General features: G+C 72.5%; 20 protein-coding genes. 8 read left to right on the top strand and 12 right to left on the bottom strand.

Annotated features, from left to right (window positions below; genetic code table 11):
* Positions 1 to 22: 22 nt before the first annotated feature.
* Genes FB462_RS04665 through FB462_RS04655 form a run of 3 tightly spaced genes read right to left on the bottom strand, consistent with a single transcriptional unit; the run spans position 23 to position 3,011 of the window.
* Positions 23 to 1,123 (bottom strand): Gfo/Idh/MocA family protein, encoded by a 1,101-nt coding sequence (locus tag FB462_RS04665; protein WP_167510014.1) that lies wholly within the window; start codon positions 1,121 to 1,123, stop codon positions 23 to 25.
* Positions 1,120 to 1,818 (bottom strand): ThuA domain-containing protein, encoded by a 699-nt coding sequence (locus FB462_RS04660; protein WP_141860448.1) that lies wholly within the window; start codon positions 1,816 to 1,818, stop codon positions 1,120 to 1,122. The genes FB462_RS04665 and FB462_RS04660 overlap by 4 nt, the downstream gene beginning before the upstream one ends.
* Positions 1,815 to 3,011 carry a Gfo/Idh/MocA family protein gene (locus FB462_RS04655; RefSeq protein ID WP_229666774.1) on the bottom strand — a complete coding sequence of 399 codons (1,197 nt, stop codon included), beginning with the start codon at positions 3,009 to 3,011 and terminating at the stop codon, positions 1,815 to 1,817. The genes FB462_RS04660 and FB462_RS04655 overlap by 4 nt, the downstream gene beginning before the upstream one ends.
* A gap of 97 nt (positions 3,012 to 3,108) precedes the next feature.
* Here FB462_RS04655 and xylA point away from each other — a divergent pair, with 97 nt between their 5' ends.
* From xylA to FB462_RS04640, 3 genes are all read left to right on the top strand, one after another.
* Positions 3,109 to 4,302, top strand: coding sequence for a xylose isomerase (gene xylA / locus FB462_RS04650; protein ID WP_141860446.1), 1,194 nt, complete (start codon positions 3,109 to 3,111; stop codon positions 4,300 to 4,302).
* 56 nt (positions 4,303 to 4,358) lie between these two features.
* Positions 4,359 to 5,843 (top strand): xylulokinase, encoded by a 1,485-nt coding sequence (locus tag FB462_RS04645; protein WP_141860444.1) that lies wholly within the window; start codon positions 4,359 to 4,361, stop codon positions 5,841 to 5,843.
* A gap of 147 nt (positions 5,844 to 5,990) precedes the next feature.
* A complete protein-coding gene (locus tag FB462_RS04640; protein WP_141860442.1) occupies positions 5,991 to 6,980 on the top strand; it encodes an acetylxylan esterase in 990 nt (329 codons plus the stop codon).
* A 22-nt stretch (positions 6,981 to 7,002) separates the two neighbouring features.
* Here FB462_RS04640 and FB462_RS04635 read toward each other — a convergent pair whose 3' ends face one another.
* Together FB462_RS04635 and FB462_RS17215 are read right to left on the bottom strand one after the other, a co-directional pair.
* Positions 7,003 to 7,575, bottom strand: a complete 573-nt coding sequence (locus tag FB462_RS04635; RefSeq protein WP_058742651.1) for a TetR/AcrR family transcriptional regulator — start codon at positions 7,573 to 7,575, stop codon at positions 7,003 to 7,005.
* Between the two features lie 120 nt (positions 7,576 to 7,695).
* Complete coding sequence (locus FB462_RS17215) at positions 7,696 to 7,866, bottom strand: hypothetical protein (RefSeq protein WP_167510013.1); 171 nt, start codon at positions 7,864 to 7,866, stop codon at positions 7,696 to 7,698.
* An 83-nt stretch (positions 7,867 to 7,949) separates the two neighbouring features.
* Here FB462_RS17215 and FB462_RS04630 point away from each other — a divergent pair, with 83 nt between their 5' ends.
* Positions 7,950 to 8,348, top strand: a complete 399-nt coding sequence (locus FB462_RS04630) for a hypothetical protein (RefSeq protein ID WP_141860440.1) — start codon at positions 7,950 to 7,952, stop codon at positions 8,346 to 8,348.
* An 11-nt stretch (positions 8,349 to 8,359) separates the two neighbouring features.
* On the opposite strand, the gene FB462_RS04625 is transcribed toward FB462_RS04630, so the two are convergent.
* Positions 8,360 to 8,794 carry a bleomycin resistance protein gene (locus FB462_RS04625; RefSeq protein WP_141860438.1) on the bottom strand — a complete coding sequence of 145 codons (435 nt, stop codon included), beginning with the start codon at positions 8,792 to 8,794 and terminating at the stop codon, positions 8,360 to 8,362.
* A gap of 127 nt (positions 8,795 to 8,921) precedes the next feature.
* On the opposite strand from FB462_RS04625, the gene FB462_RS04620 reads away from it, so the two are divergent.
* On the top strand, positions 8,922 to 9,794 hold the full coding sequence (locus FB462_RS04620) for a hypothetical protein (protein WP_152999550.1): 873 nt from the start codon (positions 8,922 to 8,924) through the stop codon (positions 9,792 to 9,794).
* A 22-nt stretch (positions 9,795 to 9,816) separates the two neighbouring features.
* Here FB462_RS04620 and FB462_RS04615 read toward each other — a convergent pair whose 3' ends face one another.
* The 5 genes from FB462_RS04615 to FB462_RS04595 all read right to left on the bottom strand — a co-directional run bounded on the left by FB462_RS04615 (position 9,817) and on the right by FB462_RS04595 (position 15,970).
* On the bottom strand, positions 9,817 to 10,059 hold the full coding sequence (locus FB462_RS04615; protein ID WP_141860435.1) for a hypothetical protein: 243 nt from the start codon (positions 10,057 to 10,059) through the stop codon (positions 9,817 to 9,819).
* A gap of 164 nt (positions 10,060 to 10,223) precedes the next feature.
* The gene (locus FB462_RS04610) at positions 10,224 to 12,593 is read right to left on the bottom strand and encodes a beta-xylosidase/alpha-l-arabinosidase (protein ID WP_141863250.1); all 2,370 of its coding nucleotides are present in this window, start codon (positions 12,591 to 12,593) and stop codon (positions 10,224 to 10,226) included.
* A 170-nt stretch (positions 12,594 to 12,763) separates the two neighbouring features.
* Positions 12,764 to 13,642 (bottom strand): carbohydrate ABC transporter permease, encoded by an 879-nt coding sequence (locus FB462_RS04605; RefSeq protein ID WP_114848865.1) that lies wholly within the window; start codon positions 13,640 to 13,642, stop codon positions 12,764 to 12,766.
* Entirely contained in the window at positions 13,639 to 14,667 is a 1,029-nt protein-coding gene (locus FB462_RS04600) for a carbohydrate ABC transporter permease (RefSeq protein ID WP_058743122.1), read from the bottom strand. Before FB462_RS04600 ends, FB462_RS04605 begins: the two co-directional genes overlap by 4 nt.
* A gap of 7 nt (positions 14,668 to 14,674) precedes the next feature.
* Positions 14,675 to 15,970, bottom strand: a complete 1,296-nt coding sequence (locus FB462_RS04595) for an ABC transporter substrate-binding protein (protein WP_141860433.1) — start codon at positions 15,968 to 15,970, stop codon at positions 14,675 to 14,677.
* Between the two features lie 156 nt (positions 15,971 to 16,126).
* On the opposite strand from FB462_RS04595, the gene FB462_RS04590 reads away from it, so the two are divergent.
* Positions 16,127 to 17,164, top strand: coding sequence for a LacI family DNA-binding transcriptional regulator (locus FB462_RS04590; protein WP_141860430.1), 1,038 nt, complete (start codon positions 16,127 to 16,129; stop codon positions 17,162 to 17,164).
* A 204-nt stretch (positions 17,165 to 17,368) separates the two neighbouring features.
* On the opposite strand, the gene FB462_RS04585 is transcribed toward FB462_RS04590, so the two are convergent.
* The gene (locus FB462_RS04585) at positions 17,369 to 18,352 is read right to left on the bottom strand and encodes a helix-turn-helix transcriptional regulator (protein ID WP_167510012.1); all 984 of its coding nucleotides are present in this window, start codon (positions 18,350 to 18,352) and stop codon (positions 17,369 to 17,371) included.
* Between the two features lie 115 nt (positions 18,353 to 18,467).
* Here FB462_RS04585 and FB462_RS04580 point away from each other — a divergent pair, with 115 nt between their 5' ends.
* The gene (locus FB462_RS04580; protein WP_058743118.1) at positions 18,468 to 18,914 is read left to right on the top strand and encodes a MarR family winged helix-turn-helix transcriptional regulator; all 447 of its coding nucleotides are present in this window, start codon (positions 18,468 to 18,470) and stop codon (positions 18,912 to 18,914) included.
* Positions 18,915 to 19,074: 160 nt separating this feature from the next.
* A complete protein-coding gene (locus tag FB462_RS17210) occupies positions 19,075 to 19,230 on the top strand; it encodes a hypothetical protein (protein ID WP_167510011.1) in 156 nt (51 codons plus the stop codon).
* Positions 19,231 to 19,309: the final 79 nt, after the last annotated feature.

Raw genomic sequence — 19,309 nt, 5'->3', positions numbered from 1 at the left:
CTTCCTTCCTCCTGCTGCTGGTTCACCAGGTGCTCGGCTCGGCTCCGGCGGGCACGGTGTCCGGTCGGTCGACGCGCGACCGCACGTCGACCACGGTGTGCTCGCGGGCGGCGGTCGAGACCGCCTCCATCACCTCGAGCACGTGGAACGCGAGGTCGCCGGACGCCCGGTGTGGCCGGTCCGTCGCGATCGCGTGTGCCATGTCGGCGAGGCCGTACCCGCGTCCGGCGTCGGCGTACCCGGCGCTCGTCGGCAGGTCCCGCCACTCGCGGGGCTGTGCTGTTCCCCCGTGGGCGTCGGCGATCGACACCGGGTCGGAGAACCGGTTCGGGTCGGGGACCCCGAGCGTGCCCGCGGTGCCGTACACCTCGAACAGTGGTGCCCGGGTGGCCCAGACCTCGAAGGACACCGTGACCGTGGAGACGACGCCGTTCGCGTGCTCGAGGACGGCGACCACGTGCGTGTCGATGTCGACCCGGAGCGGGGTGCCCGCGGCGGGCCCGGTGGCGATCGTGCGCTCGCGGTCGGAGCGGGTCGAGGCGCCGCTCACCCGGACGACCGGACCGAAGAACGAGACCAGGCTCGTCAGGTAGTACGGCCCCATGTCGAGCAGCGGTCCACCACCCGGCTGGTAGTAGAACGCGGGCGCCGGGTGCCACAGCTCGTGCCCGGGCGCCGACCAGGACACAGCGGCACCGACGGGCGTGCCGATCGCACCGCTGTCGAGCGCCTGCCGGGCCGTCTGGATCCCGGTGCCGAGCACGGTGTCCGGCGCGCTGCCGACCCGCAGCCCCGAGCGCCGGGCGAGGTCGAGCACGGGTTGCGCCTCGGCCGTCGACATCGCGAGCGGCTTCTCGCCGTAGACGTGCTTGCCGGCCTCGAGCGCCCGGGTGGCGATCTCGGCGTGCGCGGCCGGGATCGTCAGGTTGAGCACGACGTCGACGTCGTCCGCCGCGATGAGCTCGTCGACGCTCGTCCCGCGGACGCCCTGTGCCTCGCCGACCGACTGAGCCCGGGCGACGTCGATGTCCGCGACGGCGGTGAGCTCGAGCCCGGGCAGCGCCGGGAAGTGCTCGAAGTACTGCTGGCTGATGACGCCGACCCCGACGACACCGACCCTCATCGCGCTGCCCACAGGAGTCCCCTCTCGATGATCGTGCGGAGCGGCTGCGACTCGACGACCTCGAGCCGGTGCCCGGGCGCCGAGACGAACACGCGCCCCTGCCCCCACTGCCGGGTCCAGATCGCCGGCGCCGTGACCGGACGGTTCCAGGCGTCGAAGTCCCGGGCCTCCTGCGTCGTGGTCGCCAGCACGTCGTTGTACTCGTCGGAGAGCACCCAGTACTGCTCGGTCACCAGGTCGAAGTCCTCGATGCCCTGCGTGATCGGGTGCTCGTGCCCGGCCTCGGTGATGTGCACCGTGTACGGGATGTAGTTGTCGGACTGCTCGCCGGTGCGCTCGGACGGGTGCTTGCCCGCGTGGTGCGCGAACTGCCCGCCGATCATGTGCAGGTAGTCGGCGGTGTTCCGGAACGCGTCCGCGATCCCGCCGTGCCATCCCGCGAGTCCGGCGCCGCCGAGCACCGCCTTCTGCAGTCCGGCGAACTCGTCGTCCGCGATGGTCGACATGGTGACGACCTGCACGATCAGGTCGACGTCGGCCATCACGGACTCGTCGGCGTACACCGCGGTCGAGTCCGACACCTGCACGTCGAACCCGTTGTCCCGCAGGAACGGGACGAACAGGTCGGTGGTCTCGACCGGCATGTGCCCGTCCCACCCGCCCCGGACGACCAGGGCCTTCTTCCCGCCGGTCATCGGATCGCCGTCCAGGCGCTGCCGTCGGCCGCGCTGCGCTCGACCGCGTCGAGGACCCGCTGCACGTGCAGGCCGTCCGCGAACGACGGCTGCGGGTCGGTGCCGGCGACGATCGCCCGCACGAAGTCCGTGACCTGGTGGCTGAAGGTGTGCTCGTAGCCGATCAGGTGCCCGGTCGGCCACCACGCGGCCATCCACGGGTGCTCCGGCTCGGTGACCAGGATGCGGCGGAAGCCCTGCTCCCCCGCGGGCGCCGACGACTCGTACAGCCGCAGCTCGTTCATCGACTCGAGGTCGAACTGGATCGCGCCCTCGGACCCGCTGACCTCGAGCGTCAGGCCGTTCTTCCGACCGGTCGCGTAGCGCGTGGCCTCGAAGGTGCCGATCGCGCCGTCGGCAGCGCCACCGCTGAGCCGCCCGAGGAAGAACGCGGCGTCGTCGACGGTGACCTGTCCGCGTTCGCTCGACGCGGTGCCCGACAGGCCGACGCCCTCGGCCATCAGCGGGCGTTCGTGCACGAAGGTCTCGAGCGTGCCGGACACGGTGGACAGCTGTGCGCCCGTGACGTGCTCGACGAGGTCGATCGCGTGCGCGCCGATGTCGCCGAGCGAACCGGAACCGGCGAGCGCCTTGTCGAGGCGCCACGTCATCGGGCCCTCGGCGTCGGTCAACCAGTCCTGCAGGTAGAGCGCGCGGACCTGGCGGACGGCCCCGATCCTCCCGTCCTGCACCAGCTGGCGCGCGAGCGCGATGGCGGGCACGCGGCGGTAGCTGAACCCGACCATGGCGCGGACGCCGCGCGCAGCGGCGGACTCGGCGGCGGCCGTCATCGCCTCGGCCTCGGCCACGGTGTTGGCGAGGGGCTTCTCGCACAGCACGTGCTTGCCGGCCTCGAGCGCGGCGATCGCGACCTCGACGTGCGAGGAGCCGGGCGACACCACGTCGACGACGTCGATGTCCGGGTCGGCGACCACCCGGCGCCAGTCGGTCGACGCGGCCTGCCAGCCGTACTGCCGGCGCGCGGCCTCGGTGCGCTCGGCGTCCCGCCCGACGACGACCGCCATCTCGGGCTCCACGCCGAGGTCGAAGAACCGCGGGGCGGTCCGCCACGCCTGGGAGTGCGCCGCCCCCATGAAGCCGTGCCCGACCATCGCGACCCGCAGTCGCCCCGGTCCGTGTCCGTCCTGTGCCATCCACTCGCTCCTTTGCGATCCGATGTTGCCAGGATCCACCCTACCGCTTATGTTGGGCGCGGCAACATTTTGTTTCGACGACGAACGGTGACCCACCATGGCAACGACGCCCACCCGTGACGACAAGTTCTCCTTCGGTCTCTGGACCATCGGCTACGACGGCTCCGACCCGTTCGGCGGCCCGACCCGTCCCGCGCTGGACGTGGTCGAGGCGGTCGAGAAGCTCGACGAGATCGGCGCCTACGGCCTGACCTTCCACGACGACGACCTGTTCGCGTTCGGTTCGACCGACGCCGAGCGCCAGGGCCAGATCGACCGCCTCAAGGGCGCCCTCGAGTCGACCGGGATCATCGTGCCGATGGTCACGACGAACCTGTTCTCGGCCCCGGTGTTCAAGGACGGCGGCTTCACCTCGAACGACCGCCAGGTCCGCCGGTTCGCGCTCCGCAAGGTGCTCCGCAACATCGACCTGGCCGCCGAGCTCGGTGCGAAGACCTTCGTCATGTGGGGCGGCCGCGAGGGCTCGGAGTACGACTCCGCCAAGGACGTGCAGGCCGCGCTCGAGCGCTACCGCGAGGCCGTCAACCTGCTCGCCCAGTACGTCACGGACAAGGGCTACGACATCCGCTTCGCCATCGAGCCGAAGCCGAACGAGCCCCGCGGCGACATCCTCCTGCCGACCCTGGGCCACGCGATCGCCTTCACGGAGACGCTCGAGCGCCCGGAGCTGTTCGGCATCAACCCCGAGGTCGGCCACGAGCAGATGGCGGGCCTGAACTTCACGGCCGGCATCGCCCAGGCGCTGTACCAGGGCAAGCTCTTCCACATCGACCTGAACGGCCAGCGCGGCATCAAGTACGACCAGGACCTGGTGTTCGGCCACGGCGACCTGCAGAACGCGTTCTCGCTCGTCGACCTGCTCGAGCACGGCGCCCCGCAGGGCGGTCAGGCGTACGACGGCCCGCGGCACTTCGACTACAAGCCGTCGCGCACCGAGGACATCACGGGTGTCTGGGACTCCGCGAAGGCGAACATGCGCATGTACCTGCTCCTCAAGGAGCGCGCGCAGGCGTTCCGCGCCGACCCCGAGGTGCAGGAGGCCCTGTCCGCCGCGAAGGTCGACGAGCTGAGCACCCCGACGCTGAACAGCGGCGAGTCGTACGACGACTTCCTCGCCGACCGCTCGGCGTTCGAGGACTTCGACGCCGACGCGTACTTCGGCGGCAAGGGCTTCGGCTTCGTGCGCCTGCAGCAGCTCGCGATCGAGCACCTGATGGGCGCGCGGAATTGAAGGCAGACGCGCCAGCGGCTGCATTCCGCGCGCTGAGGCGGCCTGCCGCCGAAGGGGTGACCCTGGTCGCCGGGGTCGACTCGTCGACCCAGTCCTGCAAGGTCACCATCCGTGACGCGTCGACCGGTGCGGTCGTCCGGGAGGGGCGTGCGTCCCACCCGGACGGCACCTCCGTCGACCCCCGCCACTGGTGGGACGCGCTCGGCACCGCGATCGCGGACGCCGGTGGGTTCGACGACGTCGCCGCGGTCGCGGTCGCCGGACAGCAGCACGGCATGGTCGCACTGGACGCGGACGGTCGCGTGGTCCGCGACGCGCTCCTCTGGAACGACGTCCGCAGCGCCGACGCGGCCGCGCAGATGGTCGAGGAGCTCGGCCGACAGGCATGGGTCGCCCGGACGGGTCTGGTCCCGGTGGCCTCGTTCACCGGGACCAAGCTGCGCTGGCTGCGGGACGCGGAGCCCGAGAACGCGGCGCGGGTCGCCGCGGTCGCGCTCCCCCACGACTGGCTGTCGTGGCGGCTGCGCGGGTACGGCCCGGCGGACGAGAGTCCGCTCGGTCCGGACCTCGACGCGCTCGCGACCGACGGCTCCGACGCCAGCGGCACGGCGTACTGGGACCCGGTGCGCCGCGAGTACGACGCGGAGCTGTTCGCGGCCGCCCTCGGTCGTGGCCTCCGGGTCGCGGGTGGCGCAACCGCAGCCGCAGCCGGTGACGACGACGCGGTCGTGGTGCCGCGGGTGGTCGCACCGGACGAGGCGATGGGCACGCTGGGGTCCGACGTCGCGCTGCCGGGCGGCGCGACCGCCCGCGCCGGACTCGTGGTCGGCCCGGGACTCGGCGACAACGCCGGGGCCGCGCTCGGCCTCGGCCTCGGTCCCGGCGACGTCGCGGTGTCCCTCGGCACGAGCGGGACGGTCTTCGGGGTCACCGACACCGAGGTGACGGACCCGAGCGGGACCGTGGCGGGCTTCGCCGACGGGACCGGGTCGCGCCTCCCGATCGTGACGACGCTCAACGCGGCCCGCGTGCTCGAGGTGATCGGCGGGCTCCTCGCCGTCGACCACGACGGCCTCGGCGAGCTGGCGCTGCAGGCGCCGGCCGGCGCGGACGGGCTCGTGCTCGTGCCGTACTTCGTCGGCGAACGCACCCCGAACCGACCGGACGCGACCGCCTCGCTGCTCGGGATGACCCCGGCGACCACGGACCGGGCGCACCTCGCCCGCGCCGCCGTCGAGGGCATGCTGTGCGCCCTCGCCGACGGGCTCGCCGCGGTCGAGGGCACCGGCGTCACGGTGTCCCGACTGCTGCTCATCGGCGGGGCCGCGCGGAACGAGGCCGTCCGGGCCGTCGCCGCGCAGGTGTTCGGCCGCGACGTGTCGATCCCGGAGCCGGGCGAGTACGTGGCGTCCGGTGCCGCTCGACAGGCCGCGTGGGTGCTGACGGGGAGCCTGCCGTCGTGGGAGGTCTCCGCCACGGTCGTCCCCGCGGACCCGCGCCCCGAGGTGCTCGAGCAGTACCGGGCACACGCCGCGCGCTGACACCGCTCGCGAGCGATCGATCCCATCGCGCACGGTGTAGGAAGACGTTCTGCGCGTCGGAGGTCGGAAGGTTCGTCCTCCGACGCGCGGAACGACCCACGATGCGCGGAACGCCATCCCACGCGCAGAACGACCCCGGAGGACCCCATGCCGCTCACCGACCTGCCCCTCGACCAGCTCCGGGCGTACCGCCCCGAGGTGCGGCGTCCGGCCGACCTCGACGCCTTCTGGGCCGACACGATCGCCGAGGCCCGGGCAGCCGGTGCCGGCACCGCACCCGTCACCACCCCCGCCGAGACGCCGGTCACCGCCCTCGACGTGCAGGACCTGACGTTCCCGGGCTTCGGCGGCGACCCCGTCCGCGCCTGGGTCTCCCGCCCCGCGGGCACGGCCGACCAGGACCTGCCCGTCGTGGTCGAGTTCCTCGGGTACGGCGGCGGCCGCGGGCTCCCCGGGGAACGGGTGTCGTGGGCGCTCGCGGGCTTCGTGCACGTCGTGATGGACACCCGCGGGCAGGGAAGTGGCTGGGGTTCCGGCGGGGACACCCCCGACCCGCACGGCTCCGTGCCGCACGTCGGTGGGTGGATGGCGAGCGGCGTCGACGCCCCGGCGAACCACTACTACCGCCGCGTGTTCACCGACGCGGTGCGGCTGGTCGAGGCGGTCCGCACGCTCCCCGGCGTCGACGTCGACCGGATCGCCCTCACCGGCGGCAGCCAGGGCGGCGGGATCACCCTCGCCGCGGCCGCCCTGGTCGAGGCGCACGTCGGCCCGCTCGTCGCCGTGCTGCCCGACGTCGCGTTCCTGTGTGACTGGGAGCACGGCACGGCCGTCGCCGTCGGCGGCCCGTACCTCGAGCTCGCCACGCACCTGTCGGTCCACCGCGACGACGTCGACCGGGTGTGGGACACGGTGGCCTACTTCGACGGCGTGCACTTCGCCGAGCGCATCAGCGCGCCGGCGCTGTTCTCCGTGGCGCTGATGGACGACGTCGTGCCGCCGCGGACGACCTTCGCGGCGTACAACGCCCTGGGCTCGGCCGACCGCGAGATCGCCGTCTACCCGTACAACGGGCACGAGGGCGGCGGCTTCCGGCACTGGGAGCGCCAGGTGGCGTTCCTGCGCGACCGGCTCTAGCGGGTCCCGCGTCCTGGGCGGTTCAGCGGCCGAGCAGCTGGGCGACCGCATCCACGACGACCTGCCGACGGCGCGCGGCCACCACGGCGGACACGGAGCCCGTCGCCTCGGCGGGCAACGCGGTCCACACCCCGGCGAGCTGCTGCACGAGGGCCAGGAGCACCGCCGGCCGGAACGACCGCGGCAGGACCCCCGCGCGCTGCGCCCGCTCGACCTCGGCGACGCTGGACTCGTACCGCTCGACGAGCGCGGGGACCGGCGCGTCCGTGCGCTCGAGGCGCTGCCAGGTCGCCAGGCGCGCGACCCACGGCCGCTCGACGACCGCGTCGTGCAGACGTCCGGCCCATGCGGGCAGGTCGTCCGTGTCGAGCGGGACGGCGTCGTGCAACCCGCCGAGCTCCTGCACGAGGAGCGCGTCGAAGAGCCCCTCCTTGCCCCCGAAGTAGTGGAAGACCTGCGCCTTGTTGCTGTCCGCCGCCGCGGCGAGGCGCTCGACGCGCGCCCCCGTCAGCCCGTGGGCGGCGAACTCGTCGCGGGCGGCGTCCAGGATGCGCGCGCGCATCGCGTCGGCGGCAGGGGGCGTGAAGCGGGCCATGCGACCACGGTACCGACCCGACGGACGGTCGCCGTCGCGACGTGGTGACCGGGCGACGCAACGGGAGGCCCGTGGCGGCGTCGCCACGGGCCTCCCGGTGCGTCGTGTGGTCGCGTCCGCCTATTCGGCGGCCTCGTCCTCTTCGTGGTTGAAGTGCGAGTCGTCCCCGGCGAAGCCGGCAGCGACGCCCTCGGGGTGGTCGGGGATGGTCCCGTCCTCGCCGAGGCCGTCGGGCTTCGGCGTGCCCTCGGGGTCGTTCGTGGTGTCGCGGGGGTCGTGGGCGTCGGACATGGCCTGCTCCTTCGAGGGTCGTGAGGAACGCGACGGTACGCGCGCTCCCCGGGAGTTCGACGGCGTGCTCGTAGGATGCGACCGTGACGGACGACCTGTGGCACCGGGACGGGCCGTGGGCGCCGCTGACCAGGGACCGGGCCGGCAGGAGCGCGGCGGGGCGGGTCGGGGTGCTGGTGGCCCTCGTGTGGACGACGGTGTACCTCGCAGTCGCCGCGGCGGAGCCCGCCCTCGGCCCGGAGGACCTCACGCCCGCCGCCCGCGAGCAGATCGCGATCGGTCTGGTGCTGGCGACCGCGCTCCCGGTCGCCGTCGTCGTGACCCTGCTCGGCGTGCGGGGCGTCCGCCGTGGTGCCGTGCGCGGTCGGGCGATCGGCTGGTTCGCACTCCTGCTCGGCGGGTTCGCCCTGTTGCCGGCGCTCGTCGTGTCGGCGCTCGGTGTCCTCGCGAGCTGGCTCGCGACGGGTGTGCACGTCTCCTGAAGGCGGGCTCGTCAGTCCACCGGCCGTGGTCGGCGGCCGAGGGACGACTGGAAGCGGACGAGCCACCCGTCGGGATCGGCGACGACGAACTGCTCGACCCCGGTCTCCTCGTCGTCGACGCGGTACCACCGGTGTTCCACCGGCATGAACAGCGCGATGCCGGCGTCGGTCAGGCGGGCCGCGAGCGCTCCGGCGTCGGGGACGGCGACCTGCAGGTTCAGACCGCGGCCGAACGGGCGTTCGAGGGGGCCGGCGAGCCAGTTGCGCCCGACGCCGACCTGCTCGAGCAGCAGGTGCGCCGAGCCGAGGACGATAGCCGCGAAGCGCTCCTCGGGGCGGGCGTACCGGACGACGAAGCCGCAGCGGTCCCGCCAGAACGCCAGGCTGCGGTCGAGGTCGGTGACCAGGAGTTCGGGCACCAGGGCGGGATCGGGATCGAGCGGCACCCGGCCATCGTCCCACCGGGGCGTGTCGTGGTCTCGTCCGGTGGACGGCACGGCGTGGGTGCGGTTTGATCGTGATGTTCGAACTGCACCAAGCGGCGCCGGGGGCGCCGTGTCCGGAGCGGGACCGATGTCAGCAGGGAACGACACGACGGAACGACGGTCGTGGTGGCGGCGGCACCGTGCGTGGGTGATCCCGGCCGCACTCGTCCCGGTGTCGTACCTGGTGCTCGTCGTCGCCGGAAGCAGCCTCGGCGCCCTCGGGAACGACTCCGACCATGTCGGCTGGTCGCTGCTCGGGCTCCTGGTGCTGCTCTGCGCGATGGTCGCACCGATCGTCTTCCTGGTGATCGCACTCCGCAACGGGTACCGCGCGTTCCGATCGTGGCGACGTCGGCACGGGCACTTCACCAAGCGGGAAGCGATCGTCCGGCAGCACGAGGACGCCCACGCCGCCGGATGGCAGCACGCGCGCTGGCTCCGGTCGGTCCTGGAGCAGCGAGAGCTCCCACCCGAGGTCGAGGTGTGGGGCGTCGTGCCGTGGGCGGGCGAGCACTTCTTCCTCGCGGGGCCGCTCCAGTACTCGCGGTACTACGGCACGGACGTCGTGTACGGCCAGTCGTCGGTCGTCGCCTTCGGCCGTCCGGCCTGGGTCGCCGGAGCGGTCATCGGAAACGCGATCGGCAACTCGGTCGCCCGGTCCCGTGCACGGTCCGCGGCGGTGACGCAGTGGCGGGAGCACCAGCAGGCCGAGGTCCTGGTGAGCAACGAGCGCATCGTGTGCAACGTCGTCGGCCGGGGCTGGTTGAGCTTCCCCTTCACTGCGGTGACGGCGGTGTACCCGGACCCCGAGCGCTTCAACGTCGTCCTCGAGTTCGGCGACACGTCTCCACTGTCCCTCACCGGCCCGATGGCACCCGCGGTGAGCACCCTCTCGGTCATGCTGACGCACGGACACGAGGCGCTCCGCACCCACCCCGCGCTCGAGCCGCTGCGCCGCTGATCCCGAGCGGGGTCTCCCCCGGTCAGCGCTGCTGTCGGCGCAGCTCCCGCACGACCTGCCAAGCGGCGAGCGCCACCGAGACGACCGCGATCCCGACGAAGACCCAGACGAGCGGCCAGCCGACCGCGGGCCCGCTCGTGCAGACACTGGCGCCGCCGGGGATCGCGTCCGCGCAGCTGGTCGCCTGGAAGGCCACGCCGAAGAACAGGGCGACGAGGACGGCCCCGACCGCGAAGGCCACCCACCCGACCACACGCCCCGCCATGCGTCGACCGTACGCGCCAGGGCGCACGGTTGGCGGCACCACGGAGACCGGGCAGGCCGAGACTCGGCCAGGCGGGCACGTTCGCGGCCGTGGGGCCGCGAACGTGTCCGCAGAGCCGAGTCTCGCGCGGGCGCACCGCGCGGTGCGCGAGCGCACCCGCGCCCTCAGACGAGCGACCAGGTGACCGTCCGCCGGTCGGCGAGCGACACCTCGTGCACCGCACCGGTCACGCGCACGACCGCACGGTCCGTGGCGGACCCGGGCACCTCGTGCCGGACCGGACCGTCCCCGGAGGCGACGATCCCACCCGTCGGCACCGGGCCTCCCGGTCGGGACGCCGCCGCGTCGGACGCGACCCAGACCTGCACGTCCCCCGGCTCGACGACCTTCCGCATCGCCCGGTCCGTGAACGCGAACCGCTGCACCGGCACGTCGAAGCGCACCCGCACCGACCCACCGGCGGGGAGCGCGACCCGGGCGTAGCCGAGCAGCTGGGCGACCGGACGGGTGACCGACGCGGCGACGTCGTGCCCGTAGAGCTGCACGACCTCGATCCCGTCCCGGTCCCCCGTGTTCCTGATCGTGACGGACGCCGTGAACGCACCGTCGGTGGCGACGGCGTCGTCGACCTGCAGGTCCTCGTACGCGATGCTCGTGTACGTCAGGCCGAAGCCGAACGGCCGCACGGGCGTCGAGTCGGTCGCGGTGACGTCCGACGGGCCCCCGAGCCGCGGGTGCAGGTACGAGTACGGCTGCGCACCGGCGGACCGGGGCAGCGAGACCGGCAGACGACCGGACGGCGCGGCGGCCCCGGTCAGCAGGTCGGCGATCGCGAGACCACCGCCCTCCCCCGGGAAGAACGCCTGCACGACGGCGGACGGCTTCGCGTGGTCGCCGTCGAGCATCCAGCCGATCGCGTACGGCCGGCCGGTCAGCAGCACCACGACGGTCGGGGTGCCGGTCGCGACGACGGCCTCGACCAGCTCGCGCTGCACGCCCGGCAGGTCGAGCGTCTCGGAGTCGTTGCCCTCGCCGACGGTGCCGCGTCCGAAGAGGCCCGCCTGGTCACCGACGACGACGATCGCGACCGCGGCGTCGCGCGCCGTGGCGACGGCCTCTGCGAAGCCGGAGCGGTCGTCGCCCTCGACCTCGGCGCCGGGGGCGTACCGCACGGCGTCGTCCCCGAGGGCGTCCTGCAGGGCCTCGAGCACGGTCGGGATCGCGAACCCGAGCGGCAGACCCGGGTGCGTCGCGAGCACGTGGTTCGCGAAGGAGTAGCAGCCCTGCAGGGCCTCGGCACGGTGGGCGTTCGGGCCGATCACCGCGACGGGGCCCCGCAGGACTGCGCCCGCAGCGGCGACCGCGCCCGTCGCGGCGCCGGAGACCGGACCGCCGAGCGGGAGCACGCCGTCGTTCGCGAGCAGGACGAGCGACTCCGCCGCGAGCCGCCGCGCGAGCGCCCGGTGCTCCGGCGAGTCGAGGTCGACGCCCGTCGGGGGCTCGTCCTCGAAGGCATCGGGGTCGAGCAGCCCGAGCCGCTCCTTCTGCCGGAGGACCCGCAGCACCGCCCGGTCGACGAGCGCCTCGTCGACGAGGCCGCTGCGAACCCGCTCGACGAGGGGCGCGAGGTACGCGTCACCCGTCGGCAGTTCGACGTCGATGCCCGCGGTGAGCGCGAGTGCGGCCGCCTCGCCGCGGTCCCGGGCGACGCCGTGCATCACCTCGAGGAACGCGACCGAGAAGTAGTCCGCGACGACCGTCCCGTCGAAGCCGAGCCGGTCGCGCAGGAGCCCGGTCAGGAGCTCAGGGTCGGCCGCCACGGGCACGCCGTCGACCTCGGCGTACGAGTTCATGACGCTGCGGGCGCCCCCGTCGAGGAGCGCCATCTCGAACGGCGGCAGGAACACGTCCGCCACCTCGCGCGGTCCGGCGTGCACGGGCGCGTGGTTGCGTCCGGCGCGCGAGGCCGAGTAGCCGAGGAAGTGCTTGAGCGTCGCATCGACGCCGGCACTCTGCACCCCGCGCACGTACGCGGAGCCGACGGTGCCGACCAGGTACGGGTCCTCGCCGATGCACTCGTCGACGCGACCCCACCGGGGGTCACGCACGACGTCGAGCACGGGCGCGAGGCCCTGGTGCACCCCGAGTTCGCGCATCGACCGGCCGATCACCGCGCCGACCTGCTCGACGAGCTCCGGGTCGAACGCGGCACCCCACGCGAGCGGCGTCGGGAAGGTCGCGGCGCGCCACGCGGCGAGCCCGGTGAGGCACTCCTCGTGCACGAGCGCCGGGATGCCGAGACGCGTCTCGCGCTTGAGGCGCCGCTGCTCCGCCCACAACCAGGCCGCGCGCTCGTCGGGCTCGACGGGGCGGGTGCCGTACACGCGGGTGTACTGCCCGAGCCCGTGCCGGGTCACGTCGGCGAGCGTCTCGCCGCCCTGCGCGGCCGCCATCTCGCCCTGCATCGGCGCGACGACACCGTTCTGGTCGAGCCAGTAGCCGACGAGCTGCGCCGTCTTCTCCTCGAGGGTCATCGCGGCCAGCAGCGCGGTCACCCGGTCGGGCGCCGTCCCGTGCGCGACGTGCTGCGGATCGGACGGGAGGCGCGTGGCGGCGCCGCCACGCGCCTCCCGTCCGTCCGTCCGGTGGCGTCCGTCCGTCGGCTGGCGTCCGTCCGTCGGGTGCGTGGACGTGTCGAGCGCCGTCACCCCTTCACCGCCCCGGTCAGGCCACCGACGATGCGGCGCTGGAAGATCGCGAAGAACACGAGCGCGGGGATCATCGAGAGCGAGGTGAACGCGAGCACGCGCGCGGTGTCCACCGAGTACTGCGACGAGAACGCCTGCACCCCGAGGGGCAGCGTGTACGCCGACGAGTCGTTGAGGATGAACAGCGGCAGGATGTAGCTGTTCCAGCTGCCGATGAACGCGAGGATGCCGACCGTCACGACCCCGGGCAGGGACAGCGGCACGACCATGCGGAAGAAGAACCCGAGCCGGCTCGCCCCGTCGATCGCGGCGGCCTCCTCGAGCTCGTCCGGGATCGCCCGCAGGAACGGCACGAGGATGATGACCGTCGTCGGCAGGGCGAACGCGATCTGCGGCAGGATCACGCCGGCCAGGCTGTTCGTCAGGCCGAGGTCCTTGACGAGCAGGTACAGCGGGGTGATCGCGACGGTGATCGGGAACATCAGGCCGGCGGCGAAGAGCGAGTAGAGCGCGCCGCGACCGCGGAACCGGTACCGGGCGAGCACGAAGCTCACCATGAGCCCGAGGACGACGACGCCGACCGTGGTGGTGACGCCTGCGACGACGGAGTTGCCGAGCTGCTGCCAGAAGACACCGCTCGTCAGGACCGAGACGTAGTTCCCGATCTGCCATGGGTTCGGCAGGCCGGCGGGGCTCGCGGTGATCTGCGAGTTCGTGCGGAAGCCGCCCAGGATGATGTACGCGACCGGCGCGATGCACACCGCGATGAAGACCAGGGCGATGAAGTAGGTGCCGAGGTTGCGTTCCTTGCGGACCGGACCGTGGTCACGGGACCGGCGGCGGTTCGGCGCGACGATGGAGGCGGTGGCGGTCATCGGTCGCCCTTCTCGGTCAGGGCGCCGGCGGTGTCGCGGCGCAGGACGAACCGCTGGTAGACGAGGGCGACGACCAGCGAGATGAGGAAGATGACCACGGCCACGGCGTTGCCGTACCCGTAGTTGCCGGAGAGCCGACCGTTGGCGACCATGTACGTCGCCATCGTCGAGGTCCCGGCGGTGGCAGCGATGTACTGACCCCAGATGATGTAGACGAGGTCGAACAGCTGGAGCGAGCCGATGATCGACAGGAACGCCCAGATCCGGATGGTCGGGCCGAGGAGCGGGAGCGTGATGCGCCGCTGGATCTGCCAGTAGCTCGCACCGTCGAGCTGCGCGGCCTCGAACAGCTCCTCCGGGATGCTCTGCAGGCCGGCGAGGAACAGGATCACCGCGAAGCCGATGTACTTCCACGAGATGATCGCGAGCAGCGTCCAGATGGCGATGTCCGGGTTCGACAGCCAGTCGTTCCGGAGGGCTCCGAGCCCGACGGCCTGGAGCAGGTCGTTCACTGCGCCGCTCGACTGGAGCATGAGGCTCCAGCCGGTGCCGACGATCACCTCGGAGATGACGTACGGCACGAAGATGAGCACGCGGATCAGGCCGCGCCCCCGGATGCGCTGGTTGAGCAGCAGCGCGAGGATGATCGCGATCGGCCCCTGCACGACGAGCGACCCGACGACGATGAACAGGTTGTGCCAGAGCACGCCCCGGAAGTCCGGGTCGGTGAAGATGATGGTGTAGTTCTGCAGGCCGACGAAGTCGGTCGGGGTGCCGTACCCCTGCCACTTGTAGAAGCCGTAGTACGCGGCCAGCACGACGGGCAGGATCACGAACCCGACGAACATCAGGGTGGCCGGTCCGGCGAGGACGGCGATCTCGACCCGGGTGCGGACGTCGTTGCCCTTGCGGGCCCGGCGGGCCGGGGCCGACGGCGAACCGTCGGCCCCGCCCGTGCGACGCCCCGTCCCGGACCGCGCTGCCCCGGACTGGTCCGTGGAGCGACTGGTGACGGAGGTGGTCATGGGTTCGTCAGCCCTTCGCTGCTGCCTGGTTGACGGTCGAGACGATGTCCGACACGGACCCCTTGCCGGCGAGCAGGTCGACGACGCTCGTGTTGAGGGCGTTGCCGACGTTCTGGCCGTAGACGGTGTCGAGGTAGTTCGAGACGAACGGTGCCTTGTTGTAGGCCTCGAGCACGCTCTTCAGGTAGGGCTCGGTGACGACCGACTGGGCCGACTTGTTCGCGGGGATCGCGTTGAACGCCTTGTAGTAGGCCTCCTGCACGGGCTTCTCGGTCATGTAGTTGAGGAAGTCGGTGCAGGCCTTCTTCGGGGCCTTCGCCGAGCAGGAGTACCCGTCGACGGCACCCATCATCGAGCCGGGTGCGCCCTTGCCGCCGGAGACCTCCGGGAAGGGGAAGAAGCCGAGGTCGGACAGCGGCTTGCCGTCCGGGGTGAGCGAGGAGATCACACCCGGGTCCCACGCGCCCATGAGCTCCATGGCCGCCTTGTGGTTCGCGATGAGACCGGCCGAGCTGCCGGCGCCCTGCTGTGCGGCGGTGGTCAGGTAGCCGTCGTTGAAGGGCTTCGTGTCGAAGAAGGCCTTGGTCTCCTCGCCGGCCTGCTTCCAGCACGAGTTCGTGAACTTCAGGTCCTGCGAGGTCTTGTTGAGGACGCTCTCGGGGCAGGCCCGGAGCGCGAAGTTGTAGTACCAGTGTGCGGCCGGCCAGGCGTCCTTCGCACCCACGGCGACCGGCTGGATGCCCGCGTCCTTGAGCTTCTGGATGTCGGCGTTCAGCTCCTCCATCGTGGTGGGGGTGCCCTCGATGCCGGCCTGCTTGAAGAGGTCCTGGCTGTACCAGATGCCCTCGGGGTTGACGTCGACCGGCATGGCCCACGTCTTGCCGTCCTGCTGGTAGCCCTTGAACGAGCCCTCGCTGATCTCGGACTTCGCGGTGGACCCGATCGAGTCGGAGATGTCGAGCAGCTGGCCGGCGTTGACCATGGCGGCCATCTTGCCGCCGCCGCGCTGCAGGAACACGTCCGGGGCCGAACCGGAGTTCAGGGCGGTCTGCAGCTTGCCGTCGAGGTCCTCGTTCTGGATGGCCTGGACCTTGATCGTGACGTTCGGGTTCTTCGCCTCGAAGTCCTTGACGGTCTGGTCCCAGAAGGCCTTGCCCGGACCGGTCGTCGAGTTGTGCCAGAAGGTCATGGTGACCTTGCCGCCGTCGCTGGAGGCATCGCTGCCCGCTGAGCAGCCTGCCGCTGTGAGAGCGGTCGCCCCGATCAGCGCGATGGCTGCCGCGGCACGGATCTTCCTCGTCATCGTGGAACTCCTCGGTGTCGTCGTTGACGTGCGGCAGCGGATGCCGCTGCGGAGAGCGTGCCAGGCGTCGAGCAGGCTTGTCAATCGTTATCGATAACGTTTTCTTTATCTGGCTCCCGAGCCGTGCCGAGTCCTGAGCGGTTGTACGGTGAGCACATGCAGACGGCCCTCGACACCCCGCCCGGACCGGGCCGGGTCACGATCGCGGACGTCGCGCGGGCTGCCGGGGTGTCCATCCCGACGGTGTCGAAGGTGATCAACAACCGGGACGGTGTGGCCGCGGCGACGATCGTGCGCGTGCAGGAGGTCGTCGAGCGACTCGGGTACGAGACCTCGCTCGTCGCGCGGAGCCTGCGGAGCACCCGGACGAACGTGATCGGCATCCTGGTCACCGAGTTCGAGCCGTTCTCGACCGAGCTGCTGCGCGGCATCTCCGCCGCGACGACGGGCACCGGGTACGAGCTGCTCGCCTACGCCGGCCTGCTCACCGGGTCGAGCCGACCGGGCTGGGAGCGGCGGTCGCTGTCCCGCCTGTCCGGCACGCTCATCGACGGCGCGATCGTCGTCACCCCGTCCGAGGCGATGTCCGCCGCGTCGATCCCCGTCGTCGCGATCGACCCGCACACCGGGCCGGAGGGCCACGCCACCGTCGACACCGACAACGCCGCCGGCGCCCGCGAGGCCGTCGAGCACCTCCTCGCCCTCGGGCACACCCGGATCGCGCACCTGCAGGGTCGCGGCGACCTGGCGTCGTCCCAGCTCCGCGACGCGGGCTTCCGCGCGGCGATGGCGGCGGCGGGCGTCCCGGTGGACGAGCACCTCGTCCGCCCCGGCGACTACCAGGAGGAGCGCTCCGCCGCGGTCGCGCACGAGCTCCTGACCCTGCCGGACCGGCCGACCGCGGTCTTCGCGGCGAACGACTCGTCGGCGATCGGCGTGCTGCACGCGGCCGAGGCGCTGGGGCTCCGCGTCCCCGAGGACCTGTCGGTGGTCGGCTTCGACGACGTGCCGCAGGCGTCGACGACCACGCCGCCGCTGACCACCGTCGCCCAGCCGCTGGTCGACCTCGGCGCGAGCGCGGTGTCCATGCTGCTCGCGATGCTCCGCGGCGAGCCGACGACCGACCACGTGCGGCTCCGCACGACGCTGCGCGTCCGCAGCAGCACGGCGGCGCCGCCGGTCGCGCGCGGCTGACGCCGCGGCCGCGCGCGGCGCAGGTGCCTCGCACTGCCCCGTGCGCTCCGTGCGCTCCGCACAACCGGAAGCACGCCGCACCACGCGAGACCACGGCGCGGTGTGCTTCCGGTTGTGCGCGGGTACACCGCACCACGCAGGCGGCGGCGCCGCCGGCCGCGCGCGGCTGACGCGCCGCGCGCTGACGCCGCCGCGCGCCGCGCGTCAGCGCCAGAGCGTCTGCTTCGGGTACTCGCCGAACCGCTCGGCGTACGACGCCGAGAACCGCCCGAGGTGCGCGAAGCCCCACCGCCGCGCGATGTCCCCCACGGCACCGGCGTGCGGCCCGGCCTCGAGCAGCTCCTCGTGCACGTGGTCGAGCCGGACCTGGCGCAGGTACGTCAGCGGCGACACGTCGAAGACCCGGCGGAAGGACTCCTGCACGGACCGGACGCTCAGGCCGGCGGCGTCGGACAGGTCCGTGATGCTGACGTCCTCGGCCGCGTGCGCGTGGATGTACTCCACCGCGGCGCGCAGCCGGGCGTTCCGGGTCTCCGCCAGGACGTCGGGCAGGTCGTCGGTCTGCGGGGGGAACATGTCGAGGAAGACCTCGGCGGCCGACACCTTGGCGTCCTGCCACGCGTCCGACTCCGGCCCGCCGACGCGCAGCGCCCGGGACAGCGCCGTGAGCGCCCCCTGCCAGCGCTGCCCGACCGTCGCCTCGGGTGAGCGGAACCCGTCGAAGCGCAGCCCCTGCTCGCCGACCTCGCCGCGGGTGGCCGCGACCCGACGCACGAAGTCGCGGTCGAAGTGCACGAGCCGCTGGTCGTAGTCGGCGCTCGTGAACCAGAACTCCTCGTCCGCGGGGAACAGCACGGGGACGTCCCGCTCCATCGGCCAGCGCTCCCCGCGGACCTCGACCTCGCCGGTGCCGGCGCTGATCCACGTGACGACGTAGTCGCCGCCGCCCTGGACGACGCCGCGGATCTCGCCGTGCATCTGGGACCGGCGGATCGTCACCTCGCTGTCGCCGATCGCGGTGTACCGGTAGTCGAACCGGCCGCCGGACGCGCTCGCGCTCCACCGGTCGCCGGCGTAGATGCCTCCGAGGTCGCGGACGGCGTGGTCGGTCCGGGTGCCGGACACCTCGAACCGGACCGGGGCGATCGTGGCCTCGGCGGCGAACGCCTCGATGAGCGGGTCAGCCACGGTTCCCTCCGACTGTCCACATTGCGCGGTACATCTCGTTATCTGGATACGCTTCCGGGGTAGGGGCGGCGTAACGTCGCCCGGGACCACGACGCGACGAGGGGGCGACCACCACGTGAGCGAGATCGACCTGACCGCCGCCCTGACCCGGCTCGAAGCCGCGATGGGCGCACTGCGTGGACGACTCCGTGAACGCCTGTCGGTCTCCGGCTCGGACCTGACCGTGCTGCAGTTCGTCGCTCGCGCGGAGGCCGCGGAGCGGAAGGTCCGCGTGAAGGACCTGGTCTCGCACCTCGGCCTGACGAGTCCCGCGGTGACGGGCACGATCGACCGCCTGGAGCGGGCCGGGCACCTGTGCCGCGTCCCGAACCCCGACGACGGCCGCAGCCGGTTCATCGAGCTCACCCCGGAGACCCAGCGCGCCTACGCGTCCGCCATGGACAGCACCAACGAGCATCTGCACGAGCTGTTGTCCTCCTTCTCGGAACGCGACCGGGTCAAGTACGTGCGGGTGATCAACCGCGTGATCGAGGCGCTCGAGTACGGCGCTCCGACCCCCTGACGCAGGCTACGGGCGCGCGAGGACACTGCTCGAACATTTGTCCAACAAGCGCAACTAGGTAACTTCCCGACCTATCTTGCCGGACGTGACGGCCGCACGTCCGTAGCGTCCTCCGTGGGAGCCCCCGATCGGGGGCAACACAGGGAGACGGGGAGGCACCATGGGCGCGTACCAGTCCGAGCCGGGCATCGACCCGGTGCGCATCGAGACGTTCCGTCGCATGCGCAAGCGTTGGAAGTACGGGGAACTGCAGGACAGCAACGGCCTGTACGCCGACTTCTTCACCGACACCGCTCGGGACCCGCGGCGCGGCTGACCGCGCGGCGTACGGTCGCCCAGGGCGACCGGCAGACGGACGGGAGGCCCGTGGCTCGACAGCCACGGGCCTCCCGTCC

This window comes from Curtobacterium citreum (assembly GCF_006715175.1).
GTDB lineage: Bacteria > Actinomycetota > Actinomycetes > Actinomycetales > Microbacteriaceae > Curtobacterium > Curtobacterium citreum.
The sequence above is the reverse complement of the archived record's forward strand: the minus strand, read 5'-3'. Positions and strand labels throughout refer to the sequence as shown.